This window comes from Pseudomonas sp. H3(2019), from assembly GCF_007713465.1.
In the GTDB taxonomy this organism is placed as follows: Bacteria; Pseudomonadota; Gammaproteobacteria; order Pseudomonadales; family Pseudomonadaceae; genus Aquipseudomonas.
Genome location: NZ_VMSG01000043.1, coordinates 1 through 24,763, shown reverse-complemented (window position 1 = coordinate 24,763; position 24,763 = coordinate 1). Strand labels below are relative to the sequence as shown.

The window sequence follows — 24,763 nt, the reverse complement described above, 5'->3', positions numbered from 1 at the left end:
GTTCGAAATTGCCACCCGTGGTGCTTTCGATGGTGGTGCTGACGGTGCTGCCGTTCTTGTAGACGTCGTTCGCCGGGGTATCGACCACCACCGAACCGGACGTCTTGCCGGCTTCGATGTTGATCACCGCACCGTTGGACAGGGTCACGGTCATCGCGGTGCCGGCCGGATTGGTCAGCGTCGCGGTGTAAGTGATCTGCCCACCTTCAACCACCGAACCGGTCGCCGTCAGGTTCAACCCGGTATTGTCGATCGAGTCGGTAATCGTGGTAACGGCCGGCGTGGTGCTTGGCACCAGGTTTTCAAAGTTGCCACCGGTAGCCCCGGTGATGGTGGTGCTGACGGTACTGCCGTTTTTGTAAACGTCATTCGCCGGGGTATCGACATTCACCGTACCGGTGGTTTTGCCGGCTTCGATGGTGATGGTCGAGCCGTTGGACAGGGTTACGGTGACCGGCGTTTGCGCCGGGTTGGTCAAGGTGGCGGTGTAGGTGATCTGACCGCCTTCGGTGATGGTCGAGCCTGCCGTCAGGGTGACGGTGGTGGTATCAATCGTGTCAGTGACCTGTGTGACGGCGGGCGTCGGATCGACGGTCAGCACCAGGCCGGCACCACCGGTGGTGCCGGTGACATTGACGGTGATCTGGTGCGGGTCGTTGTAGACATTGTCATTCGGTGCCAGCGGAACATTGACGCTGCCACTGACCTGGCCGGCCGGGATGACGATGACCGAGCCATTGGACAGGGTGATGCTCAGGTCAGTCAGCGGCGCCTGGGTGACGTTTGCGGTGTAAACCAGTACACCACCGGCTTCGGTGATGGTCGAGGTAGCGCTGAGGCTCAGGGTCGAGCCAACCAGCACGTTATTGCTGTTATTGGTGTTCTGGCCGCCAGTCGTGATGTCGGCTGCGGAAGCACCCGCGCCAATGCCTGCGGTCGGGAAACCAATGGTCGGGGCTACGCTGCCAGCTGTTTCATTCAGTGCCACGAAGCTGTGGCCCCCGCCAGCAGCACCGCCCGGGCCTGTTGCGGTCGGACCTGCGGCTGCGGCTTCCATATCTGTGGTCGGGTCGGCGCCAGCGAGGATGGCTTGTTGCAGCTCTGCTACTGACGGCGCGGCTTGCGCAGTGGCTTGTGCCAGGTCAGTGCTGGAGTCCGGAGCGCTGCCGCTCCACTGGGTGTCACGGCCCAGGTCCAGCGTGCGGCCGTCGGCCAGTTCAAGTGTAACGGCGCCCGCCGGACCGGTATCGACCTGGTCGCCTGTGAACAGTCGGTCACCTTCAATCAGCACACGTCTGATGCCCTCCGGGGACACCGCGAAAACTTGACCAACAATGCTTTTGACGATGGCAACGACACTGCTCATTGAGGACTCTCCGATGTTCCGTTCAGTAGGCTTCCATGGACCTGAAAGGGCCGCTTGCCGATTCAGTCTGGACGTACTTTAAAAGGGATAGGCGCACTAAAATTGGCGCGCTATTTCGTCAATAATTTGGCATCTACTTTTCGCAATTAACTTTGTGCCAAACTATTGACCTTCTGGGTGCCATCCTAAACAATCGCCCCCCTAATGTCACATTGATATTTATGTGGTGACCTGCCTGCAGTGTGTGACCCGGTTCTGATTTTTTAACTTTCCGACATACGGTCATTCCGGTTGCCATTTTCCGTTACAGCACTACGAGTGCTGTGATTTGAGACAAGAAGTCCAGGGAAATTCTTATATGCGTTCACACCTGTTCAAGGCTCTACCTTTTGTCCTTGCCGCCAGTTTTGTACAAGCCCAAACCCTGCCTCAAGCCATGCAACAAGCATTGGATGTCCACCCGGAAATCCAGGCCGGCGTGAACAGCCGCCTTTCCGCGGACTATCAGCTGAGAGCCGCCCAAGGCGGGTACTTGCCCAAGGTCGATCTGCTCGGCGGTTATGGTCGTGAAGGCACTGACAACCCGACGACTCGTGCTAACACCGGCAACAATCATTGGGAAACCTTGAACCGAGGCGAGTCGAGCGTACGCTTGCAGCAAATGGTGTTTGACGGCTTTGCGACATCCAGCGAAGTCGGGCGTCAACAAGCCACCGTCAACTCCCGCGCTTATTCATTGCTGGGGACTTCCGAGCGCACTGCACTGACGGTGGCCCAAGTTTACCTGGACGTGCTGACCCGTCGCGAGTTCGTGCGCTTGGCCGAAGAGAACCTGAAGAGCCACGAACGGATTTTTGACCAGATCAAACTGCGCACCTCGCGTGGTGTGGGCAGCGGCGCTGACCTCGATCAGGCCGAAGCGCGTATGGCCCAGGCCCGCAACAATCTGATCACCGAGCAGACCAATCTTGCGGACGCCCAGACGAACTTCCTCAGCGCAGTGGGTCAGATGCCCGATCAACTGGAACGTCCGGCCCCTTTCCTTGCGCTGCTGCCGGCGAACCTGAATGAAGCCCGCCAGCAAATGCTTGAGAACAGCCCGGTGCTGCGTTCCGCCGAGTCCGATATTGCCGCGGCCGAGAAGCAGTACGATGCTGCCAAGTCGACGTTCTACCCACGTTTCGATGCCGAACTGGGCCGCACCGCCGACAATAATCTGGATGGTGCGGTCGGTCATAACAATGAATGGCAGGCCATGCTGCGCATGCGCTTCAACCTGTATTCCGGCGGTAGCAACAAAGCTGATCTGGAATCCAAGTCATATCTGTCGAACCAGGCGCTGGATATCCGCAACAACGCTTTGCGCGTGTTGAACGAAGAGTTGGGCCTGGCCTGGAATGCCCTGAACAACGCCAACGCCCAAGTGCCGATCGCCCAGCAATATGTCGATCGCAGCAGTGCGGTGCGCACCGCGTATCAGCAGCAGTTCAGCTTGGGCCAACGCACCTTGCTCGACTTGCTCGACAGCGAGAACGAACTGTTTACCGCTTCCCGGCGTCTGGCGGAAATCAAAAACATTCAGTTATTTACTCAATATCGAATCAAGGCGACCATGGGCGAATTGCTCAAAAGTCAGGGTGTAGTTGCACCCATGGCCTCCGTCGTGTCGAACGATGTGAAGACCAAGGTCCAACTGCCCGGCATGAATTGAGCAGATCCTTCTAGTTAGTTAGCCAAGAGTGCCAAGCGTGGAATCAGAAGCCAGTCGAGTTCATCTCCGTCATGATCCACGCGCGTTGCACGACGATCCGTTACTGGACGGCCTGCTAGCCCTCTGCACGCTGCACCAGAAACCGGCGAGCGCGGCGATGCTGACCACCGGCCTGCCATTGCCCAAGCAGCGCCTGAGTGTCGAGTTGCTCCCGCGTGCGGCGGCCCGCGCCGGCCTGCAAGGGCGGGTGCTGCAACGCAAGCTGGCGCAAATTCCGGCGATTGCCATGCCGGCACTGTTGCTGCTCAAGGACGGTCGCAGTGCCGTGCTGCTGGGCTGGCTCGGCGATGACCAGGCACGCCTGCTGCTCAGTGAAAGCGATGGTGGTGAAGTTCACGTCAGTCGCGAACTGCTGGCTGACGATTACACCGGGCAAGCATTTTTCGCCCAGCCTCAACATAAATTCGATGTGAACCACGGCACGCTGATCCCGCGTGCGCGTTCCTGGTTCCGCGACACCCTCAAGCGCTCGCGCTGGCTGTACGCCGACGCCATCGCTGCCAGTTTCCTGATCAACATCATCGCCATGGCCGCGCCGCTGTTCGTGATGAACGTCTATGACCGCGTGGTGCCGAACCAGGCCGAGGCGACCCTGTGGGTGCTGGCCCTCGGCATCACCGGGGCTTACCTGTTCGACCTGATTCTTAAAAGCCTGCGCAGTCTGTGCCTGGACCTGGCCGGCAAAAAAACCGACCTGATCATCTCCGCGACGCTGTTCGAGCGGATCGTCGGCATGGCCATGAAGTACCGCCCGGCACGGGTCGGCAGCTTTGCCCAGAACATCCACGAGTTTCAGAGCCTGCGTGACTTCCTCGCCTCGCTGACCCTGACCAGCCTGATCGACCTGCCGTTCACCTTGCTGATTTTCCTGGTGATCGCCCTGCTGGGCGGCCACCTGGTGTGGATTCCGGTGTTGGCGTTCCCGATCGCCCTGCTGATCGGCTATGCGTTGCAGAAGCCGCTGGTGGCGACCATGGAACGAACCATGGCGCTGGGGGCCGAGCGCCAGTCGAGCCTGATTGAAACCCTCGCCGGGCTTGATGCGGTGAAGGTCAACAACGCTGAAAGCGAGCGTCAGTATCAGTGGGAGCAGACCATCGGCACCCTCAGCCGCCTCGAGCTGCGGGTGAAAATGCTTTCCGGCCTGGCGATGAACATCACCCTGCTGATCCAGCAACTGGCCGGGGTGATCATGATCGTCTTCGGCGTTTATCAGATCATTGCCGGCAACCTCAGCATGGGCGGCCTGATTGCTTGCTACATGCTCAGTGGGCGGGCCCTCAGTCCGCTGGCGTCGCTGTCCGGTCTGCTGACCCGTTATCAGCAGGCGCGGGTCACCATGACCTCGGTCGACCAGATGATGGAGTTGCCGCAAGAGCGCAACTTCGAAGAGCGCCCGCTGAGCCGCAAAGTCCTGCAGGGTGGCATCGAGTGCCGTCAGTTGAACTTCACCTACCCGGGTCAGCAGAACCCGGCGCTGAAGAACATCAACCTGATCATCAAGCCGGGTGAAAAGATTGGCATCATCGGCCGCAGCGGCTCGGGCAAGAGCTCGCTGGCCAAACTGCTGGTCGGCCTGTATCAGCCGGACGATGGCGCGTTGCTGGTGGATGGTGTGGATATCCGTCAGATCGACGTCAGTGAATTGCGCCACAACATCGGCTATGTACCGCAGGACATCCAGTTGCTCGCCGGTACGTTGCGCGACAACCTGGTCTCCGGCGCCCGCTACATGGAAGACGAACTTGTTCTGCAGGCTGCTGAACTGGCCGGCGTGCATGAGTTCGCCCGTTTGCACCCGCAAGGTTACGAGTTGCAAGTCGGTGAGCGCGGGCAAAACCTCTCGGGCGGTCAGCGTCAGAACGTGGCCCTGGCCCGTGCCCTGCTGCTCAATCCGCCGATCCTGCTGCTCGACGAACCGACCAGCGCCATGGATAACACCGGTGAAGAACGCTTGAAACAACGCCTGCAAGCCGTCGTAGAAAACAAGACCGTAGTGCTGGTGACGCACCGGGCCTCGTTGCTGTCGCTGGTCGATCGGCTGCTGGTGATCGATCGCGGGCAAATACTGGCTGATGGTCCAAAAGCCTCGGTGATGGAAGCGTTGAAGAAGGGGCAGATCAGTGTTGCTTAAGTCCGGAATGCGCGACTCGATCCGTCGTTACTTCAAAGGCTCCGATTCGCTGAGCGGCCAGCCGTTGCCCGAGGTGAACAAGGCATTGATCGAAGACGCCCCGCGGGTGGTTCGATTGACCATCTGGGCCATCATCGGCTTCTTTCTGTTCCTGCTGCTGTGGGCCAACTTTGCGGTGATCGATGAGGTCACTAAAGGCGATGGCAAGGCGATTCCATCCTCCAAACTTCAGAAAATCCAGAACCTGGAGGGCGGTATCGTCGCTGAACTCTTCGTTCGCGAAGGGCAAATCGTTGAAGCCGGTGCGCCGTTGATTCGTCTGGATGCCACGCGCTTTCAGTCCAACGTCGGCGAAACCGAAGCCGACCGTTTGTCGATGTTGCTGCGTGTAGAACGCTTGAGCGCGGAAGTCGACGACCGCCCGCTGAGTTTTCCTGACGATGTGATGAAAGCTGTGCCCGGTCAGGCCGCCAGCGAAAAATCACTCTATGAGAGCCGTCGTCAGCAACTGCATGACGAAGTCGGCGGCCTGCAAGAGCAACTGATCCAGCGTCAGCAAGAGCTGCGCGAATTCACCTCCAAGCAGGCGCAGTACCGCAGCGGTCTGGCGTTGCAACGTCAGGAAATCAACATGTCCGAGCCGCTGGTGGCTCAAGGCGCGGTGTCGCCGGTGGAAGTGCTGCGACTCAAGCGCGCTGAAGTCGAAACCCGTGGCCAACTGGACGCCACCACCCTGGCGATCCCGCGTGCCGAATCGGCGATCAAGGAAGTGCAGCGCAAGATCGACGAGACCCGTGGCAAGTTCCGCAGTGAGGCGCTGACCCAGCTCAACGAGGCCCGCACCGACCTGAACAAGGCGAAGGCGACCGGCAAGGCGCTGGAAGACCGCGTCAGCCGGACACTGGTGACCTCGCCGGTGCGCGGTATCGTCAAGCAGCTGCTGGTCAACACCATCGGTGGCGTGATCCAGCCCGGCAGTGACATGGTCGAAATCGTGCCGCTGGACGACACCTTGTTGGTGGAAGCAAAGATCCGTCCGCAAGACATCGCGTTTTTGCACCCGGGCCAGGAAGCCATCGTCAAGTTCACGGCCTATGACTACACCATCTATGGCGGCCTGAAAGCCAAGCTGGAGCAGATCGGCGCCGATACCATCACCGACGAAGACAAGAAAACCACTTACTACATGATCAAGCTGCGCACCGAGCGCAGCCACTTGGGCACCGATGAGAAACCCTTGCTGATCATTCCGGGCATGGTCGCCTCGGTAGACATAATCACCGGCAAGAAGACCATTCTCAGCTACCTGCTCAAGCCGATCATCAAGGCACGGGCAGAGGCGCTGCACGAGCGCTAACTCTCCGGTGAGGCAGACCTATCACCATCTCATCCAGGGATGTTTGCTAGCATTGCGTCTGACTCAATTCTGATCAGTCACGAGTGCTCAGCATGCAACTCCCGGACATGAACCTGTTGGTCGCCCTCGACGCCTTGCTCGACGAGGGCAGTGTGGTAGGCGCGGCGCGGCGGATGAACCTCAGCCCGGCGGCGATGAGCAGGACCCTGACCCGCGTTCGCGAAGCGCTCGGTGATCCGATTCTGGTACGTGCCGGTCGCGGGTTGGTGCCGACGCCCAAGGCGCTGGAGTTGCGCAGCCAGGTACGCGATGTAGTGGAACAGGCGGCGATGCTGTTTCGTTCGGCGGACAAGGTGGATTTGCGCACCCTGCGTCGACGTTTCAACGTGCGCGCCAATGACTTTTTCGTCGGGGTCTACGGCGGCCGGTTGATCGACACGCTGAACCGTCAGGCACCGCATTGCGAGTTGCGCTTTGTGCCGGTGGGCGATGGTGACGATGAGGCGCTGCGCGAAGGGCGGATTGATCTGATGGTCAGCAACACGCGCCCGGGAACTCCGGAAGTTAAGGTCCAGAATCTGTTTGCCACGCATTTTGTCGGTCTGGTACGTGAAGGTCACCCACTGCTTGAAGGCGAAATCACTGCAGAGCGTTTCGCCGGGTTTTCCCACATTTCCATGTCTCGTCGCGGTATTGCCCGAGGGCCGATCGATACGGCGCTCAACGGTTTGGGGCTGGAGCGTCGCGTGGCCTTGATCGCTCCCAGCTTTCACGCGGCGATGTTCGTGCTGCCAGACTCCGATCTGATTCTGCCGGTTCCCAAAGAGGCATTGCTCAGCGTGACCCGACTTGGGTTGCGGCTGAGCTCCTTTACTTTGCCGATCCCGCTGCCAACCTTGATGCTGACGCAGGCCTGGCACCCGCGTTATGACAAGGACCCGGCCCACCGCTGGCTGCGCGAAACCTTGAAAGCCAGTTGTGATGAGACATGGCTGGCAGCGCAGCCCTCCTGACAGCAAAAGCTTCGCTATTCGTGTGTCTGGCGCACTTATAACCTGTCGATAAGTCAGTTTTCGTCAGCTGTCTGCGTTCATAAACTGCCCCGGTATTTCTGTAATCCGGAGCTGTACTGAACATGACCTCCCTCGCTGTCCCCGCAACACTCGAAGCGGCCAGCAAATCTTCCGTCGGTACCCCACCGGTCTTCGGTCCACGCATCATCATCGGTCTGGTCGGTGTGTTGTTGGCGGTGCTGGTGTCGGGCCTGAACGAGATGGTAACCAAGGTCGCCCTGGCTGACATTCGCGGTGCCTTGGCCATTGGATACGACGAAGGCACCTGGCTCGTCGCCAGCTACACCGCGACCTCCGTGGCGGCGATGGCGTTTGCGCCCTGGTGTTCGGTGACCTTTTCACTGCGGCGTTTCACCCTGTGCGCTATCAGCCTGTTCACCGTACTCGGTGTGCTGAGTCCCTTCGCGCCGAACTATGAAAGCCTGCTGCTGATGCGCACCTTGCAAGGCCTGGCGGGTGGGGCATTGCCGCCGATGTTGATGACCGTCGCCCTGCGGTTTTTGCCGGCCAACCTAAAACTCTATGGGCTGGCCGGCTATGCCCTGACGGCGACGTTTGGCCCCGGACTGGGCACGCCGCTGGCGGGTTTGTGGACGGAGTACCTGAGTTGGCGCTGGACCTTCTGGCAAATCATTGCGCCGAGCCTGCTGGCCATGGTCGCAGTGGCGTACGGATTGCCACAGGATCCGCTGCGTCTGGAGCGCCTGAAACAGTTCAACTGGCGTGGCCTGCTGCTGGGTTTCCCGGCCATCTGCATGCTGGTGATCGGGATCTTGCAGGGCAATCGCCTGGACTGGTTCGAGTCGAGTCTGATCGGTTGGCTGCTCGGTGGCGGGCTGTTGTTGCTGGTGCTGTTTCTGGTCAACGAATGGTCGCAACCGGTGCCGTTCTTCAAATTGCAGATGCTCGGCATCCGCAACCTGTCATTCGCCCTGTTGACGTTGGCCGGGGTGCTGGTGGTGTTGCTGGCGGTGATCATCATCCCGTCGAGTTACCTGGCGCAGGTTCAAGGCTATCGGCCGATTCAGACCGCCCCGGTAATGCTGCTGATGGCCGTCCCGCAACTGATTGCGCTGCCGCTGGTGGCAGCGCTGTGCAACGTGCGCTGGGTCGATTGCCGTTGGGTACTGGGCATCGGCTTGAGCCTGTTGGCGCTGTCCTGCATCGGCGGTTCGCAGCTGACGTCGGCGTGGATTCGCGATGACTTCTACGGGCTGCAATTGCTGCAGATTTTCGGCCAGCCGATGGCGGTGCTGCCGTTGTTGATGCTCTCGACCGGCAGCATCAGTCCGCAGGAGGGGCCGTTTGCGTCGGCTTGGTTCAACACCGTAAAAGGCCTCGCGGCGGTGATCGCCACGGGTGTGCTGGATGCGCTGACCACGGTTCGCCTGCATTTCCACTCAACGGTGCTGGTCGACAACCTCGGCAACTCACCGCTGGCCGACAGCGCGGGTCTCGCTCATCGGTTGCACCAGCAAGCGGTGGTGCTGACCTCGTCAGACTTGTATCTGTGTATGGCCGGGATCGCGCTGGCGCTGATCCTGCTGATTTTCTGGCTGCCGACGCGGATCTATCCGCCGCGCGCGCCGACGTGAACGCTTACTGAAACAGAAGGTTTTTATGACGATCCCTATGAAATCCAAATTCACCGGTGCAGCCGTCGCGGTGTTGGCGGCTGGCGTGCTGGTTTACCTGTTGGCGCCGGGCGTGTTCGGCAAGAAACCTCAACAGACCACCAACGACGCGTTTATCGCTGCCGACTTCACGCTGGTCGCGCCGCGCGTGGCCGGGTTTATCAAGCAAGTGCTGGTCGAAGACAACCAGCAGGTTAAGGCCGGGCAGTTGCTGGCGCTGATCGATGACCGGGATCTGCGCGCCGCAGCGCAAGCCGCGGATGCCGAAACCCTGGTGGCCAAGGCACAGTTGCAAAACGCTCGGGCAACCCTCGAACGCCAGGCGTCGGTGATCGCTCAGGCGCAAGCCACGGTGGTGGCCGCGAAAGCAGAAATGGCGTTCGCCGAACATGAGCTGAACCGCTACAACCACCTTGCCGGAGTCGGCGCCGGCACGGTGCAAAACGCCCAGCAAGCGCGCACCCGCATCGACCAGGCTGGCGCACGACTGGCCAATGCCACCGCAGTGCTGGCGGCGGAACGCAAGCAGGTGGAGATACTCACAGCCCAGCGTGACGCGGCCGAAGGAGGCTTGAAGCGCGCCCATGCAGCGCTGGAAATGGCCAGTTTCGAGCTGTCCTATACGCGCATCGTAGCGCCGGTGGATGGCATGGTCGGCGAGCGTGCGGTACGGGTCGGCGCCTATGTCACGCCGGGCAGCAAGATTCTCGCCGTGGTGCCGCTGGCGCGAGCGTATGTGGTCGGCAACTTCCAGGAAACCCAACTCTCTGACGTACAGTCTGGGCAAAACGTGGAAGTGCGCGTCGATAGCCTCGGTGGTGAAACCTTGACCGGTCGGGTCGAGAGTGTCGCACCGGCTACCGGCGTGACCTTCGCTGCCGTGAAACCTGACAACGCCACCGGTAACTTCACCAAAGTCGTGCAGCGAATTCCGGTGAAGATCGTCCTCGATCCCGGCCAACCGCTGGCAGAGCGTTTGCGGGTGGGGATGTCGGTGGAAGCGAGTATCGACACCGTCAACCCGGCGACCAGTGTGCGTGAGGTGACCCAGCGATGAGCACTGGCAAACACCCATTTCTGTGGCGAGGAGGCTTGCTCCCTCGCCACAAAGGCCTTGGCCAGTCAGTGCTTGTTGCGCTGGGTTTGTTTTCGCTGGCGGCCTGCACCGTCGGCCCGGACTTCGTGCGACCGCAAACACCGCAGATCGAAGAATGGTCAAAACCACAAAAAGCCGCTGCCAGCCAAGCGGTGACGGTCGAAATGAACGAACGCTGGTGGGAGGTCTTTCATGATCCGCAGCTGTCGGCGCTCAGCCGCCGTGCATTGACCGGTAATCTCGACCTGCAACTCGCCAGCAGCCGCTTGCAGCAAAGCCGCGCGGCTCGCCAGGTGATCACCGCCGAGCAGTACCCCACCACCGCCGCGACCGGCAGCTACGGACACAAACGCAACAGCGCGCAAGGCTTGATGGACCCGTCCGGCAACAACGGCCGCTCGGCATTCAACCTCTGGGATGGCGGATTCTCAGCCTCCTGGGAAGTGGATTTCTGGGGTCGTGTGCGGCGCGAAACCGAAGCCGCCGACGCGACTCTGGAAGTGGCAGAGAATGATCGCCGGGGTGTGCTGCTCTCAGTGTTGGCGGAAACCGCTCAGGACTACATTCAACTGCGCGGCGTGCAAAGCACCCGGGTTGTCACCGAGCAAAACCTTGAGGTCGCGCGGCACAGCCTGAAGTTGTCGCAGTTGCGTCTGGCCGATGGTGTGGCCACCGATCTGGATGTCGCCGAAGCCGCCGCTCAGGTGGCAACCATCGAAGCGCGCCTGCCCGCGCTTCAGCAGCGTCAGGCGCAGTTGATCAACGCCTTGAGCCTGTTGATGGGAGAACGGCCGCAAGCGCTGCAAGCCGAGTTGTCGAAGGACGCCCCGGTGCCGCAAACCCCGCGTCAAGTCGCGATCGGCTTGCCGTCGCAACTGGCCGAGCGGCGCCCGGACATTCGCCAGGCCGAGGCTCGACTGCATGCCACCACCGCCAGTATCGGTGTGGCCAAGGGCGATTTTTATCCGCGCATCACACTGTCTGGAAACCTCGGTTCGCAGGCCATGCAATTAAGTGATTTTGGCTCCTGGGGTTCGCGTCAATTCGGCATCGGCCCGCAGTTCAACCTGCCGCTGTTCGATGGTGGTCGCCTGCGCGGTATGCTCAATTTGCGCGAGGCGCAGCAACAGGACGCGGCGCTGGCCTACCAGAAAACCGTGCTGCGGGCCTGGCATGAAATCGACGATCAGTTGACGAGCTTCAACGCCAGCCAGCTACGCCGCGACAGCCTTGCCGAAGCCGTGCGCCAAAACCGGATCGCCCTGCACACCGCGCAACAGCAATACGTCGAAGGCGTGGTCGATTTCGTCAACGTCCTGACCGTGCAGGGCGCGCTGCTGGCGACCCAGGAACAACTTGTGGAAAGCTCGACCGGCGTGTCGCTGGCGATGGTGGGGTTGTACAAGGCGCTGGGAGGTGGGTGGGAGTCGGTGTATCCGTTGGCGATGACTACGCGATAAGGCAGCTGACGGTTGAGGTAGTGCGAGACAGGGAGTTGTTTACGCTAGCGATTCTGCAAAAACACCACATACCCGCGAAACCACTCGTTGTCCTTCAAATACCCCGGCTCCTCCCATTCGCCACCCTGAATCAGCCCGACCTTGAACGGCAAGCCGAGTCTGTTCAGCCTTGGCAGGTAGGCGGCGTAGTTGGGGATGCTGTGGCGGCCCTGGTAGGTTTGCACCACCACTTCGTCGACCACGCCTTTGAGTTGGCCGATCACCTGTGGATCGGCGTGACTACTCCAGTCCATCAGGCCGGTGATGCTCAGGCGATAGTGGGCGGGCAGGCGTTGGCGCAGGTCTTTGAGGAAGCTGACGTATTCGTCGAGGTAGCGGGTGCGGGCGTCGAAGTCGATCTGGATACCGACCACCGGGTTGCCCGCCTGGTGCCAGCGCTGCACTTGCCCCAGCAATTGTTGATAGACCGGCTCTGGCCAGCGCAGGGTGTGGGCGCGGTAGGTCACCCAGACTTCGCCCTGGGTCAGGCGCGGGATGGCGATGCCTTGGGCGATGAAGCGCACGCCGCGCTGTGGCGTGCGGCGTGATTCGCTGATCTGTCCTTGCAGCACGTACAAGGTTTTCGCTTGGGCCAGCACCGGTTGCGTACTGACTCCGCTCCACAGCCAAAAGGCGTTGTACTCGCGGGCGTCGACCACCGCAAAGGCCGGGGCGCTGAGCAGCAGCGCGAGCAGCGCCAGGCCTTTGAGGAAATCTCTCATGGCTTACCAGTAGTACTGCAGCGACTTGCCCCATTGAGTGTCGGCAAAGCCGCTTTTCAGCTGGCGGAACCAGGCCTTGCGTACAGCCGGTTCGACGTCTTTGCCGCCACAGCTGTTATTGCCCGAGGGCGCATAGCAGTTGATGGCGCGGAACAAAGCGTAAGCGCGGTCTTCCTTCGGCGCTTTGGCGTTGTCGATGACCTGGCGATAACCTTCGTGCCGGGAGTAGATCTCGCCTTTGAACGCCGACCCTGTGGCACCGAGTTCGGACTTGGTGGGTTTGGCTTCCAGTGGTGCACTGTCGAGGTTATTGCGCAGGATAAACTCACCCAGGCAGTTCAGGCCTTTGGGGTGCTTGCCGTCCGCCTGAAGGGTCGCGGCAATCTCGGCGATGCTCGGGCAGTGGTAACCCGATTCAGCCTTGTCGCCCTGCCAGCGGAACATCGTCAGCGGCTGACCGGTGCTGTAGAAATAGCCAATGCTGACGCCAAGTTTGTCCGCTGACGGCTCGGCCGGCAGTTGTTTGAAGTCTTCGGCAAACTCGGCGTACTGACTGCGCAGCAACTCTTTGTAGAGCAGCACGAACAGCGCGCTGTTGCGCTCGGTGGCGTCTGCGCCCTGGCTGATTTGCTGACGCAGCAGTGGGGCATCGGCCACCAGCCGTTGCAGGCGATAACGCACGGCAGGTGTCTTGATTGGTGAGTCGGCGGCGAACACTTTGTCCAGCCGCTGGCTGAGCTCGTAGTTGAGGGCCAGCGCCAGTTCGACCTGCTCACGCTGCAACGGCTGTTTGACCTTGCCCAGCAACTCCAGCCATAGCGCTTCGGCTTCCGGCCATTTGTGCTGCTCATGCAGGGCAATGCCGCGCAGCATCTGTTGGCTGAAGGCCAGGTAGTCGAGCTTGTCCGGGACGCTGCCCGGGAGGACTTTCAGTGCTTGCTCGGGATTTTTCTCGAGGTACACCAGCACTGCGGCTTGCAGGTAGTTGTAGAGCTCCGGTTGCTGGGCGAACGAGGCTTTTTGCGCTTGCAGCGCCTTGAGGTTGAACGGCGTCTGGTAGGTGCCGATGCTCAACAAGTCTTTGACCACCAGCAGCAGCGGCGCCTGAATACCGTTGTCGGGCTGGGTCAGCAGTTTGCTGTCGACCTCTTCCACCAGTTCCGGCAGGGTTTTGTTGCGCTGGGCGTCAGTCGCCTGGGTGAGTTGCCAGGCGTAGTCATCGGCGAGTTTCTGATCTTCGCCGGCCAGCCAGTGCACGCGGCGGATCAGGCCTTTGGCCGACGCGCTGTACTCGCCCTGTGGATAAGTTTTCAGATAAGTCTCGAAACCGCTTTCGGCCAATTGCAGGTTCGCGTTATCCACATGCTCGAGCGTCGGTAGACCCATCTCGTCGAAAGCGTTTTGCTGGGCCGCGTTGAGCGCAATGCGCGCGGCCATGTACAGCGCGGTTTCCTTGAGCCAAGGCTGATCACTGTTGTTCAGGCTGGCGAAGGTTTGCGTGGCCTCGGCGAACTGGCCGCCATAGAACTGCGCCGCGCCGCGCAGATACGTGAGGAAAGCTTTACCCGGTTCCGAGGTGATTGAAGCGGCGGGTAGCAGACTGTTCAGCTGATCGGCTTCCCAACTGCACGCGGCGAGCATCTGGAGGCGGCTTTGCGCCAGGCTTTGGCGTTCTTCGGCGGGCAGTTGAGTGGTTTTCAGCAGTTGCGTGAGGAACGCGGCGGCGCTCTCTTCACTGTTACTGCGGCAGCGGCTGCCTTCACCTTCGATGAATTGATTGCCGGCAATGGTCGAGGCTTCTCGGCTAATGCCAAGTTGGTGCAGCGGCGCATCGAGTACCGAAACCGGGGCTGTATCTGTGGCGGGTGGCGGGGCCTGCGTTGGCGGTGAGTCGAGACGTGCAAGGTCGAACGGCACCGGGCCGTAGCCGGCCTCGCGGTCAAAATCACTCAATGGCGCCGGGTTCAGCGCTAGCGCGCCCTGATCGGAGAGCAGCAAGCGCAAATTGGCGCGGCTGTCGTTGCCAGGGTTGAGGAAAGCCACATTGTTGCAGTGCCCGTCACCGCCGAGCGACAGTTCAGGCGTGCAGGCGTCCTGATCGTAGCTGGCGTGGGCCGGGAGTGCGCAGGTTGTGGCAAGTGCCAGAGCGAGGGGCGACAGCAGACCGATACGCATGAATTGTCCTTAATCCGCAAACGCTGAAATCGAGGCCGCGATCATACCGCGTGCTGATCTAAATTTAGCAGTGCCGAGCCGTAATTTCGGGCAGTGATGGCTAATTGCTTGACGCTGGTCGAAGCTGTCTTAGACTCCGACCATCTGTCAGGGAGACATGGCTATGCGGCGTTTTCGTGGTTTGGCGTTAGGTTTGATCGGGCTGGCAGGCGTGTCACAGGCGCAAACGCCCGTGCCAGACGATCCGCTGCTGGAAAGCACCAGCACAGGCAGTCATGCCACAACCAGCAGCGAAGCCCGAGGCGTGTTGCGCGCTCGCGATCAAGCGGTGCTTGCCAGCGAACTGCCCGGCAGAGTTGTCGAGTTGCCGTTCAGTGAAGGCGAGTCCTTCAAAAAGGGTGACACCCTGGCGCGTTTCGACTGCTCGGCCTTTCAGGCGCAGCTCAACGCCGCACAGGCCGCCAGCCGGGGTGCCGGCGAAGAGTTGGCCCACAACAAACAACTGGCTTCGTTGAACTCGGTCGGACGTTTCGAAGTGGCGCGAGCCGAAGCCAAACTCAGCGAAATCCAGGCGCAATCTCAGGTTTATCAGGTTCAGGTCAAACGCTGCAGCGTGGTCGCGCCGTTTGACGGCCAGGTCGTCGAACGCAAGGTTCAGCGTTATGAAAGCGTCGCCGCCGGTGCGCCGCTGCTGGACATCGTCGACAATCGCAGCCTGGAAATCCACCTGCTGGTGCCCTCGCGCTGGATGAGCAAGCTCAAGCCCGGACAGACCTTCAGCTTTATTCCCGATGAAACCGGCCAGCCACTCGATGCCACGGTCAAACGCCTCGGCGCGCGAATCGACGAAGGCAGCCAGACCTTGCTGCTGGTCGCAACGGTGCCCAACGCCAGCGGCTTGCTGGCCGGGATGAGCGGCACGGCGCGCTTCGCGGAGCTCAAATGAACGCGCCCGTCACGGGTGGCGCCGAGCAGGTTTTCGCGCGCTTTCTGGAGTTGGAGCGCCAGACCCGCGCCGCGCGCACTACCGACCAACTGGCTTACAGCCTGGCCAACGACGGTCAATCCTTGTTCGGTTTTCGTCACGCGGCGCTGTTGATTGCCGGCAAGGTGCGGGCGATCACCGGTGTCAGTGCCGTGGAGCCGAATGCGCCGTTTGTAGCGTTTGTCGAGCAAGCGGTGGCGCAGTTGTTCAAGCTTGAGCTGGTGAAGCAGGCGCGGGTTATACCGGCCACTGCGTTAAGCGGCCCGATTCAGGCCGACTGGCAAAGTCTTTCGGCAGCGCAGGTATTCTGGCTGCCGTTGATTGATCGCCAGGGCCAGGTATTCGGCGGTGTGTGGCTGGCCCGCGATGTGCCGTGGAACCCGTCCGAGCAAGTGCTGTTGTCGCAATTGGGCGACACCTACAGTCATGCCTGGCTGGCGCTGCAACCGCGTCAACCGTGGCGCTTGCGCTGGACCCGCAAACGCCAGGTCGCCTTGGCGGCGGTGCTGGTGCTGGGCTTGTTGATCCCGGTACGCCAGTCGGTGTTGGCGCCGGCCGAAGTCGTGCCGCTCGGCGGTCGGGTGGTGGCGGCGCCGTTGGACGGGGTGATTGCCGAGTTCCTGGTCAAACCCAACCAGAGCGTGAAGACCGGCGACTTGTTGCTGCGCTTCGAAGGCACCACGCTCAAAGCCCAGGCCGATGTCGCCGACCGTGCCTTGGGCGTGGCGGAAGCGGAGCTCAAGGCCAATGCCCAGCGCGCCTTTGCCGACGCCGAATCGAGTTCGAAAATTGACTTGCTGGCCGCACGCGTCGAGCAGAAGCGTGCCGAACGCGATTACGCCCGTGAACTGCTCAAACGCAGCGAAGTGCGTGCCGAGCGCGACGGCATTGCGGTGTTCGCCGACGCCGAACGCTGGACCGGAAAACCGGTGCAGACCGGCGAGCGGCTGATGGAAATCGCTGACCCGAGCCAGGCGGAGTTGCGTATCGAACTGGCGGTCGGCGATGCGATTGCATTGGAGCCGGGCGCGCAGGTGGCGCTGTTTCTTGATAGCGATCCGTTGCAACGGCATTCGGCCAGACTCGAACGCTCGGCTTACGAAGCGCAACCGACGGCCGGTGGCCAGTTGGCGTATCGGCTCGACGCCAGTTTCGAGGCCGCGCCGCCGCGTATCGGCTTGCGCGGTACGGCGAAAATTTTCGGCGATCGCGCGCCGCTGGCGCTGTACCTGTTGCGCAAGCCGCTGGCCGGTTTGCGCCAAAGCGTAGGTCTCTAGATGACATTGCCCAGCCTGCGTGCCGATTTACAGTTGCAGATGGCCGCCCCGGCGCTGGATGGATCGCCGCGCTGGACCTTGGCCGACCCGCTGCGCGGGCGCTACTTCAAACTCGGTGCAGCCGCCATGCGCTTGCTGCGTCATTGGTCGTTGGGCGATCCCGAGCAAGTACTGCGCGCCGCCAATCGCGAACCGGGTTTGCCGCTGGACGTCACGGAGCTTGAGCAGTTGCTGAGTTTTTTGCGCGCCCACGACCTGATCTCCGCCCTCGACCCGCAACAGCGCGCCAGTTATGGCATCAAGGCCGCCGCGCAACGTCAGAGTGTCTGGCAGATCTTGCTGCATCAATACCTGTTCTTCCGGATTCCACTGTGGCGCCCGGACGCGTTCCTCAATCGTGCCTGGCCGTGGCTCGCGCGGTTTGGTCCTGGGGCGCTGCGCTATGGTTTGCCGCTGACCCTGGGGCTGGGGGTATTTCTGGTGTCGCGAGACTGGCAGCGTTTTATCGCGACCTTCCCGCACTTGTTCAGCCTCGGCGGTGCGTTGGCGTTCGGGGTGGCGTTGTTCTTCGCCAAGCTCTGTCACGAGTTCGGCCACGCCTTCATGGCCAAGCGCGCCGGCTGTCGGGTGCAGAGCATGGGGGTGGCGTTCATGGTGCTGCTGCCGATGTTCTACACCGATGTCAGCGACGCCTGGCGGGTCAATGATCGTCGCGCGCGCTTGCTGATCGGCGCGGGCGGGGTGCTCGCCGAGTTGCTGCTGGCGTGTATCGCCTTGCTCGCCTGGTCACTGTTGCCGGACGGGCCGGCGCGGACGGCGGCGTTCATGCTTGCCAGCGCGACCTGGCTCACCACGCTGGCGGTCAATCTGAACCCGTTCATGCGCTTCGATGGTTATTTTTTGCTCAGCGACTTCTGGGAAGTGGACAACCTTCAGGGCCGGGCATTTGCCTTGTGTCGTTGGCGATTGCGCGAGGCGCTGTTCGGTTACCGCGCCCCGGCACCGGAGCCCTGGTCGCCGTCGATGCAGCGGCGTTTGCTGTGGTGGGGGTACGGCTCGTGGCTGTGGCGCGCGGTGCTGTTTTTCGGGATTGCGCTGGCGGTGTATCACCTGTTCTTCAAATTGTTGGGGATCTTCCTGATGATGGTTGAGCTGGTGTGGTTCATTTTCTTGCCGATTGCGCGCGAGTGGCGCGAATGGTGGAGCCGCCGCGAACAGGCCCATGCACCGCGGGCGTTACTCAGTGGTTTGGGGTTGTTGGCGGTGATTGCCGTGTTGGTGCTGCCGTGGCGCAGCGCGGTGGAACTGCCGAGCATGCTGGAGGCAGGTCGGGTCAGTGCCTTGCATGCGCCAGTGGCGGCCCGGGTCAAACAGCTGAATGTCCGCGACGGACAGATCGTTGCCCAGGGCGATGTGTTGATTGAGCTGGAGTCGCCGGACCTGGATTCGCGCCAAGCCATCGCACGCCGGGAAATCGAGATCCAGCAATTGCAGATGCGACGTCAGGCCGGACGCAGCGAAACTGCCGCCGATGCGGGCATCGTCGAACAGCGACTGGCGGAGGCGGTGGCCGAGTATCGCGGTTTGGCGGCGCAGCGCGAGCGCCTGCTGCTGCGGGCGCCCCAGGCCGGTCAGGTGCGCGATCTGCTGCCACAACTGGCCGTTGGCCGCTGGTTGTCGCCCAAGGAGACGCTGGCCCGGGTTGTCGAAGAGGGCGCGCGATTGCGCGGTTATCTGGCCGAAGCCGAGCTGTGGCGGGTTGCGCCCGGTGCGACGGGGCGGTTTATCGCCGAGGACCCGATGCACCCGGCGGTGGCGGTCGAGTTGACTGAAATCGACACCAACGGTGCGGCGGTTGTCGATCAGGAAGCGCTGACCTCCGACCACCACGGGCCGATTGCCGTGCGCCGCGATCAGAGCCAGCGCGCCGAGCCTGTGCAAGCGCAATACGCGGTGCGGCTCAAAGTCCTCGACGGCATTGCCACCCCGGTACAGCCATTGCGAGGGCTGGCGGTGTTGCAGGGTCGCAGTGAGTCGTTGCTGGGGACCGCCTGGCGCCGATTGGCGGCGTTGGGCGTGAGGGAGAGTGGTTTTTAGCGCAAGGAGCATCACGATGCTGAACAGCAATGCCAATGCCGCCGACGGTCTGGTGGTGCGTCCTTCACGGACAATCGATGGGCCGTTTCTGGAAAGCCTCTATCACGCGGCGCGCCCCGATCTGCAATGGATCGACGGCGAACGTGAGCGGGTCGAGGAGGTCATCGCCCAGCAATTTCGGGTGCAGGAGCAGGGCATCGGGGAGCGCTTTCCCAACGCGATGCACTATGTGGTCGAGAAACTCGACACCCCGATTGGTGCCTTGACCGCTGAGTTTGGCAGCAACGAAATTCGCGTCTTGTATTTGGCGTTCATTCCGGCGGCCCGAGGCAAGGGCTATGGCCGTACGGTGCTGCAAGGCGTGCAAAAAGCCGCGGAACAGGTGCGCTGCCCGGTGAGCACGGTGGTCTGGGCCAGCAACCCCCATGCGCGCCAGCATTATCTGGCGCTGGGGTTTCAGGTCGAGGAGCAAAATCCGGCGGCCGAACGCCTGGTCTGGTATCCCGGTCAGCCGCAGATTCTGGTCAGTTGAAGGTGATGTAGAAATACGCCCGGCTTGCATCGCGCCCCGGAGCCAGTGTGCGCGATATGAATATGTCTTTGGTACGCCCCAGCTCAGGCAGGTCGATCGCACAGAATCCATCGACGAACGATGTGAGATCCGGGCTGCTCAAGGTCACGCCAAAAGGCATTCGGCTGCTCTCTGACAAGCGTGCCCTGGGCGCGTCCTCTACCGATTCGATGATCACGGACAGTTCGCTGCCATCCTCCAGGTACAGCTTGCTGGGTGTTTCCAATAGCTGTCGAAAATGATCGCTGTTGATCTGTTGCTGCATGGCCTGGCTCCAGAAAAGTGAAGAGCCGGGGCCTTGGGCCCCGGCGGCATGTTCAGTTGCGAGACGGGAAAAGGCCGTTGAGACAAATGCTGAAGTTCAGCACCAGGAACGGGTCCATTGTGTCCATGGGCACGCCACCACCGATGGGCGCTACGGTGACGGCGACGTTGACTGTACCGGCAACGCTGGTGCTGACGCCTTGCAGCGGCACGGGCGCAGTGCCCTGTGCGGTGGAGTAGATGTTGGCCAGGCCCGGGCCGCCGCCGGAGGCACCAAGAAAGGCATTGGTCGTTGATGGCACGCTCAGGGGAGTGGCGGCCACACTGGCCAGGTTGACGGTCGTAGTGGCGGTCAGGTTAGGGGTGCCGACGGCGGTCGCCGTGGGCGTGTGGATGGGCAGGTTGCTCACTTTGACCGCAGTTTGTTCGGCGCCGGAGGAGGTGCCGATCACCCGTGGGCTGAGGTTCAGGCCCAACCCCTGACACAGGGGCAGGCGCCCGCGCAGGTCCGGCAGCATGAAGTTTGTCGTGCCGTTGCCGCCGTAATTGGTGCCGAGCAAGGCGAACAACGCCTGGAACTGGCCGACTTGCATGGTCTGCCCGTTGCACAGCGCCCAGCCGCTGGGCGGATAGTTGAAAGCGAAGGTCTGGATGGTTCCGGTAAACACTTCCATGGTTGTTATCCCTGTGTTTTTTGGAGGAGGCCGGCTTGTCTACCGACCACCGATCAGCGTAGCCGCTAAGACGAATGCCGCTACATTGCGTGCGTGCAGGGAATGGGGCAGCATCCACACCCAGTTCAAGGTCCAAGCCTTATAGGGCCTTTTCGATCACCCAGGGGGACAGATGGAATACCGAAGAGAAACAGAGCTTGCCGGCAAGCCTGATGAGTGTGCGGCGGGCACTCGGCTGACGGCCTCGGCGCGTCTGTTTCAATGGCTGACCGATTACGGGATCTGGCCAATTTTGCTGTTGGCTACGTTCGTGCGGTTTTACGACCTGACCGCCGCGGCGATTTGGGGCGATGAAGGTTCCAGCCTGCTGATGAGCCAGTACGATCTGGCCGGGATCTGGTTTCACGCGGCCCGTGATGTGCACCCACCGCTCTACTTCATGGTGCTGCACGGCTGGATCGAACTGTTCGGCGACGGCATGCTCTCGATTCGCGGCCTCAGTGCCCTGCCGGGGATTGCTACGGTGGCAATGGGTGTCTGGCTGGTACGGTTGATCGCCAACCCGCGGGTGGCGTTGCTGGCCGGATTGCTGCTGGCGCTATTCCCTTCGGCGGTGCGTTACAGCCAGGAAGTGCGGATGTATTCGCTGCTGGGCGTGTTGTTGCTCGGCGCGACGATTGCGCTGGTGTATTGGATCAAACAGCCCCAGCGTGCACGGTATCTGGTGATCTATGCGCTGTTGATGGCGGCGGCGTTTTACACCCACTATTTCACGGCCCTGTGTGTGATTGCCCATTGGTTGTACCTGCTGGTGCTGCGGGTGCAGCCAGGCGAGCCGTTGCGGCACATCAACCGCCCAGGCTGGTGGCTGACCAATGCGGCGATCGTGCTGCTGTTTCTGCCGTGGGTCCCGGAGTTGCTGAGCCTGGTTCAGCACATGCCGGAACTCAAGGCCAGCGGCGATGTGGGTTGGGAGGACCCGGTCACCATCAGCTCCCTGCCGTCCATGGTCTGGACCTTCATGATCCAGAGCGATGATGATTTCCTGCCCAGGCCGGTGTTTTTCGCACTGCCGGTGCTGTTGCTGGGCGTGATCGTGTTGACGGTGCTGCGTGATCGTAGCGTCTACCGCTGGAGTGCCTTGCTGGCGATTTACGCGGTGGTGCCGCTGGTGCTGGTTTTCCTGGTGTCGTTCATTTCACCGGTGTTTATCGAGCGTTACGTGACGGCCTTCGCGCTGGGTCTGCCACTGATCATTGCCCTGAGCCTCGAGCGCCTGCATAAGGGCTTTCGGATGCTGGCCCTGGCATTTCTCATGCTGTTTATCGGCATTGAAGGGGTGGGCCTGAAAAACAACGCGACGGTCGATCCAAATGACCAGCTCAATCTGACGGTCGAGTTCATCAATCAGCATTACGAGCCGGGTGATCAGGTCGTCATCAGCGATCTGCTCTGGTACATGCCGTATGTCTACTACGATCGCACCGACGTTCAGCCGCGCCTCTTTACCCCGGTCCTGGCCAACGGCACGTCCAGTCGGCCGAATGCCTACGGTTTCGGTACGTTGATAGACGGCGCCGCCGACAAGATCTACCTCGATCGTCTCACTGATCTGCCGCCCGCCACAAACCGAGTGTGGCTGTTCAGCACCGCCGACCAGCCGGATGAGTTCGCACCATTGCCCGCGGGTTGGCAGAAAATCAGTGAAAAAGTCGCAGGTAATGCGCTGGCACGGTTGTTTGTCATCAACAGCCCTAAAAAGTGACCTGTACGCATACCGGCTAATTGAAAGATCAAAAGATCGCAGCCTTCGGCAGCTCCTACACGGTATAGGCGTAGGAGCTGGCGCAGCCTGCGATCATTTGACGTTCAAGGCATCAAGTGAAGGTATCGATCAGCTTAAACGTTTCACTCTGTCCGCTTTCGTTACAACCACACCTTCTACAAGGTTTTTGCTCCGATTTGATATCAAAACACCATTAGTTGGATCCAGATTCGTAGTCTACGCTTTGTCTTACAAAGGGACTTCCGACTACGGTGAAGGGATGCAGCAGTTCCACTTTATTTCCGGCTTGCCGCGCTCAGGCTCGACCCTGCTTTCTGCGATCCTGTTGCAGAACCCGCGTTTTCACGCCGGTATGACCAGCCCGGTCGGTGCCCTGTTCAGCGGCATTCTCGATCAGTGCAGTGCCGGTAGCGAGTTCGGTGCGGTGATCGACACACCGTTGCGCCGGCGCTTGCTGCGGGGGCTGTTTGACTCCTTCTACGCCGACAAAGCCGATAAGCAGATCGTCTTCGACACCAATCGCCAATGGAGCTCAAGGCTTCCGGCGCTTAACGATCTGTTTCCCCAGGTCAAGGTCATTGCCTGCGTGCGCAATGTCGCCTGGGTCATGGACAGCCTTGAACGGCTCTATCGCGCCAATCCTTTCGAAAACACCAAACTGTTTGGCGATGCGGTCGAGCGCAACACGGTGTACAGCCGTTGCGAAACGCTGGCGCAGCGCAATCGCCTGGTGGGGTTTGCCTGGGCTGCGCTCAAGGAAGCCTATTACGGCGAGCACGCCGAATCGTTGCTGATCGTCGATTACGACCTGCTGACCCAGGCCCCCGAGCGGGTCATGCGGCTGATCTACGATTTCATCGGCGAACCCTGGTTCGAACATGATTTCAATCACCTGGCCTACGATGCGCCGGAATTCGACCAGGCGCTTGGGGTTGCAGGTCTGCACAAGGTCAGATCCAGGGTTTCCCTGGAGTCACGGCGCACCATTCTGCCGCCGGACCTGTTTGCGCAATACGCTGAACTGTCCTTCTGGCTCGATGGCTCTGCCAGCGCCGCCAATGTCATTCGTATGAAAGCCGACGCCGCGATCAGTTGATTGCGGCGTTTTCATTTGCGCGGTATGAACGTTCGAGTCTGGGTGAGCAGCATGTGGTGGAGCAAAGGCAAGTCGCGGATCACGGAGGGCGCACGCGTCCTGGCATCGCCATTGATCATGTCCCTGGAACCGCGAATGCTGTTCGACGGCGCGGTGGCGGCCACGGTGGCCGATACCGCCCAGGCTGACAGCCATGCCACTGCCGACGCCGTCAAGGCGCCGACCGCCGATCACCCGGCGGCCAGCAAGGACACTCATGCCCAGGCCGATAATGCGGCACCGGTGGCGTCGGCCCCCGCTGCCGTACCGGGGCAGAGCGTGGTGTTCGTCGACGCCCGGGTCAAAGACGCCGACAGCCTGCTCAAAGGCGTAGCCCCCGGCACTCAGGTGGTCCAGCTCGACGCGAGCAAGGACGGCTTGCAGCAGATCGCCGACTACCTCGATCATCATCAGGGCGTCAGCTCGGTGCAAATCATCGCCCACGGCAACGCCGGTGACCTGTGGCTGGGTGACAGCTACCTGTCGGCCGACAATGTTGCGTCCCGCAGTGCGGTGCTGGCTGAAATCGGCAAGGACATGAACGTCGGCGGCGACATTCTGATCTACGCCTGTTACACCGCCGAAGGGACGCGTGGCTTGAGTTTTGTCGACTCGCTGGCGCAGTTGACCGGCCGTGATATCGCCGCCTCGAACAACCGCACCGGCGTGGGCGGCGACTGGGACCTGGAAGTCGCCACAGGGAATATCGAAAGCGCCAACGTGCTGTCGAAAACCGCCATGAGCGAGTACCAGTGGGGCCTGGCCACCTGGACCGCCAGCAACAACAGCAACACGGGCGTGGGTTCGTTGCGCGCCGCGATTGCCTCGGCGCAGAACGGCGATATCGTCACCTTCAACACCAGCATGACGGTGCAGCTCACCTCCGAGTTGCTGGTCAGCAAGAACATCACCATCGAGGGTGATCTGAACCACGATGGCGTGGCTGATGTGACCCTGGACGGTCAGTACAAGACCCGGGTGATCGAGATCGCCTCGGGCAGCACCGTGACCCTCGACGGGTTGGTGATTACCCGAGGCCTGGTCTCGGGCACGGGTGGCAATGGCGGATTTGGCGCGACCGGGTCCATGGGCGGCGGTATTTTCAACGCCGGGATCCTGACCATGAACAACGTCAGCGTGACCTCCA

Annotated in this window: 19 protein-coding genes; 14 read left to right on the top strand and 5 right to left on the bottom strand. The window is 61.3% G+C overall.

What is annotated here, in order from left to right:
- Positions 1-1,366 (bottom strand): retention module-containing protein (locus FPT12_RS27430; RefSeq protein ID WP_145022731.1); only part of this gene is annotated, 1,366 nt, incomplete at its 3' end.
- A 358-nt stretch (positions 1,367-1,724) separates the two neighbouring features.
- On the opposite strand from FPT12_RS27430, the gene FPT12_RS27425 reads away from it, so the two are divergent.
- The 7 genes from FPT12_RS27425 to FPT12_RS27395 all read left to right on the top strand — a co-directional run bounded on the left by FPT12_RS27425 (position 1,725) and on the right by FPT12_RS27395 (position 11,891).
- Positions 1,725-3,077: a TolC family outer membrane protein gene (locus FPT12_RS27425; RefSeq protein ID WP_145022728.1), complete on the top strand. Its 1,353-nt coding sequence runs from the start codon at positions 1,725-1,727 to the stop codon at positions 3,075-3,077.
- A 37-nt stretch (positions 3,078-3,114) separates the two neighbouring features.
- Complete coding sequence (locus FPT12_RS27420) at positions 3,115-5,271, top strand: type I secretion system permease/ATPase (RefSeq protein ID WP_145022725.1); 2,157 nt, start codon at positions 3,115-3,117, stop codon at positions 5,269-5,271.
- Positions 5,261-6,628 (top strand): HlyD family type I secretion periplasmic adaptor subunit, encoded by a 1,368-nt coding sequence (locus tag FPT12_RS27415; RefSeq protein WP_145022722.1) that lies wholly within the window; start codon positions 5,261-5,263, stop codon positions 6,626-6,628. Before FPT12_RS27420 ends, FPT12_RS27415 begins: the two co-directional genes overlap by 11 nt.
- A gap of 92 nt (positions 6,629-6,720) precedes the next feature.
- Positions 6,721-7,641: a LysR family transcriptional regulator gene (locus FPT12_RS27410; RefSeq protein ID WP_145022719.1), complete on the top strand. Its 921-nt coding sequence runs from the start codon at positions 6,721-6,723 to the stop codon at positions 7,639-7,641.
- A gap of 122 nt (positions 7,642-7,763) precedes the next feature.
- Positions 7,764-9,296, top strand: coding sequence for an MFS transporter (locus FPT12_RS27405; protein ID WP_145022716.1), 1,533 nt, complete (start codon positions 7,764-7,766; stop codon positions 9,294-9,296).
- 25 nt (positions 9,297-9,321) lie between these two features.
- Positions 9,322-10,392, top strand: a complete 1,071-nt coding sequence (locus tag FPT12_RS27400) for an HlyD family secretion protein (protein ID WP_145022713.1) — start codon at positions 9,322-9,324, stop codon at positions 10,390-10,392.
- Positions 10,389-11,891, top strand: coding sequence for an efflux transporter outer membrane subunit (locus tag FPT12_RS27395; protein WP_145022710.1), 1,503 nt, complete (start codon positions 10,389-10,391; stop codon positions 11,889-11,891). Before FPT12_RS27400 ends, FPT12_RS27395 begins: the two co-directional genes overlap by 4 nt.
- A 44-nt stretch (positions 11,892-11,935) precedes the next feature.
- On the opposite strand, the gene FPT12_RS27390 is transcribed toward FPT12_RS27395, so the two are convergent.
- Both FPT12_RS27390 and FPT12_RS27385 read right to left on the bottom strand, forming a co-directional pair.
- Positions 11,936-12,652, bottom strand: a complete 717-nt coding sequence (locus tag FPT12_RS27390; RefSeq protein ID WP_145022707.1) for a DUF3142 domain-containing protein — start codon at positions 12,650-12,652, stop codon at positions 11,936-11,938.
- A gap of 3 nt (positions 12,653-12,655) precedes the next feature.
- Complete coding sequence (locus tag FPT12_RS27385; RefSeq protein WP_145022704.1) at positions 12,656-14,827, bottom strand: outer membrane assembly lipoprotein YfiO; 2,172 nt, start codon at positions 14,825-14,827, stop codon at positions 12,656-12,658.
- Positions 14,828-14,990: 163 nt separating this feature from the next.
- On the opposite strand from FPT12_RS27385, the gene FPT12_RS27380 reads away from it, so the two are divergent.
- The 4 genes from FPT12_RS27380 to FPT12_RS27365 are packed head-to-tail and all read left to right on the top strand — an operon-like array spanning position 14,991 to position 19,718.
- Positions 14,991-15,773, top strand: a complete 783-nt coding sequence (locus FPT12_RS27380) for an efflux RND transporter periplasmic adaptor subunit (RefSeq protein WP_145022702.1) — start codon at positions 14,991-14,993, stop codon at positions 15,771-15,773.
- Complete coding sequence (locus FPT12_RS27375; RefSeq protein ID WP_145022699.1) at positions 15,770-17,089, top strand: efflux RND transporter periplasmic adaptor subunit; 1,320 nt, start codon at positions 15,770-15,772, stop codon at positions 17,087-17,089. Before FPT12_RS27380 ends, FPT12_RS27375 begins: the two co-directional genes overlap by 4 nt.
- On the top strand, positions 17,090-19,186 hold the full coding sequence (locus FPT12_RS27370; protein ID WP_145022696.1) for a biotin/lipoyl-binding protein: 2,097 nt from the start codon (positions 17,090-17,092) through the stop codon (positions 19,184-19,186).
- Positions 19,187-19,202: 16 nt separating this feature from the next.
- Positions 19,203-19,718 carry a GNAT family N-acetyltransferase gene (locus FPT12_RS27365; RefSeq protein ID WP_145022693.1) on the top strand — a complete coding sequence of 172 codons (516 nt, stop codon included), beginning with the start codon at positions 19,203-19,205 and terminating at the stop codon, positions 19,716-19,718.
- Here FPT12_RS27365 and FPT12_RS27360 read toward each other — a convergent pair.
- Complete coding sequence (locus FPT12_RS27360; protein WP_145022690.1) at positions 19,711-20,022, bottom strand: hypothetical protein; 312 nt, start codon at positions 20,020-20,022, stop codon at positions 19,711-19,713. The genes FPT12_RS27365 and FPT12_RS27360 overlap by 8 nt on opposite strands.
- A gap of 52 nt (positions 20,023-20,074) precedes the next feature.
- Positions 20,075-20,695 carry a phage tail protein gene (locus tag FPT12_RS27355; RefSeq protein WP_145022687.1) on the bottom strand — a complete coding sequence of 207 codons (621 nt, stop codon included), beginning with the start codon at positions 20,693-20,695 and terminating at the stop codon, positions 20,075-20,077.
- A 172-nt stretch (positions 20,696-20,867) separates the two neighbouring features.
- Between FPT12_RS27355 and FPT12_RS27350 the strand changes: the two genes are divergently transcribed.
- The 3 genes from FPT12_RS27350 to FPT12_RS27340 form a co-directional block, all read left to right on the top strand.
- Positions 20,868-22,460, top strand: coding sequence for a glycosyltransferase family 39 protein (locus tag FPT12_RS27350; RefSeq protein ID WP_145022684.1), 1,593 nt, complete (start codon positions 20,868-20,870; stop codon positions 22,458-22,460).
- A gap of 280 nt (positions 22,461-22,740) precedes the next feature.
- The gene (locus FPT12_RS27345; RefSeq protein ID WP_145022681.1) at positions 22,741-23,577 is read left to right on the top strand and encodes a sulfotransferase; all 837 of its coding nucleotides are present in this window, start codon (positions 22,741-22,743) and stop codon (positions 23,575-23,577) included.
- A gap of 51 nt (positions 23,578-23,628) precedes the next feature.
- Positions 23,629-24,763 (top strand): DUF4347 domain-containing protein (locus FPT12_RS27340; RefSeq protein WP_145022678.1); only part of this gene is annotated, 1,135 nt, incomplete at its 3' end.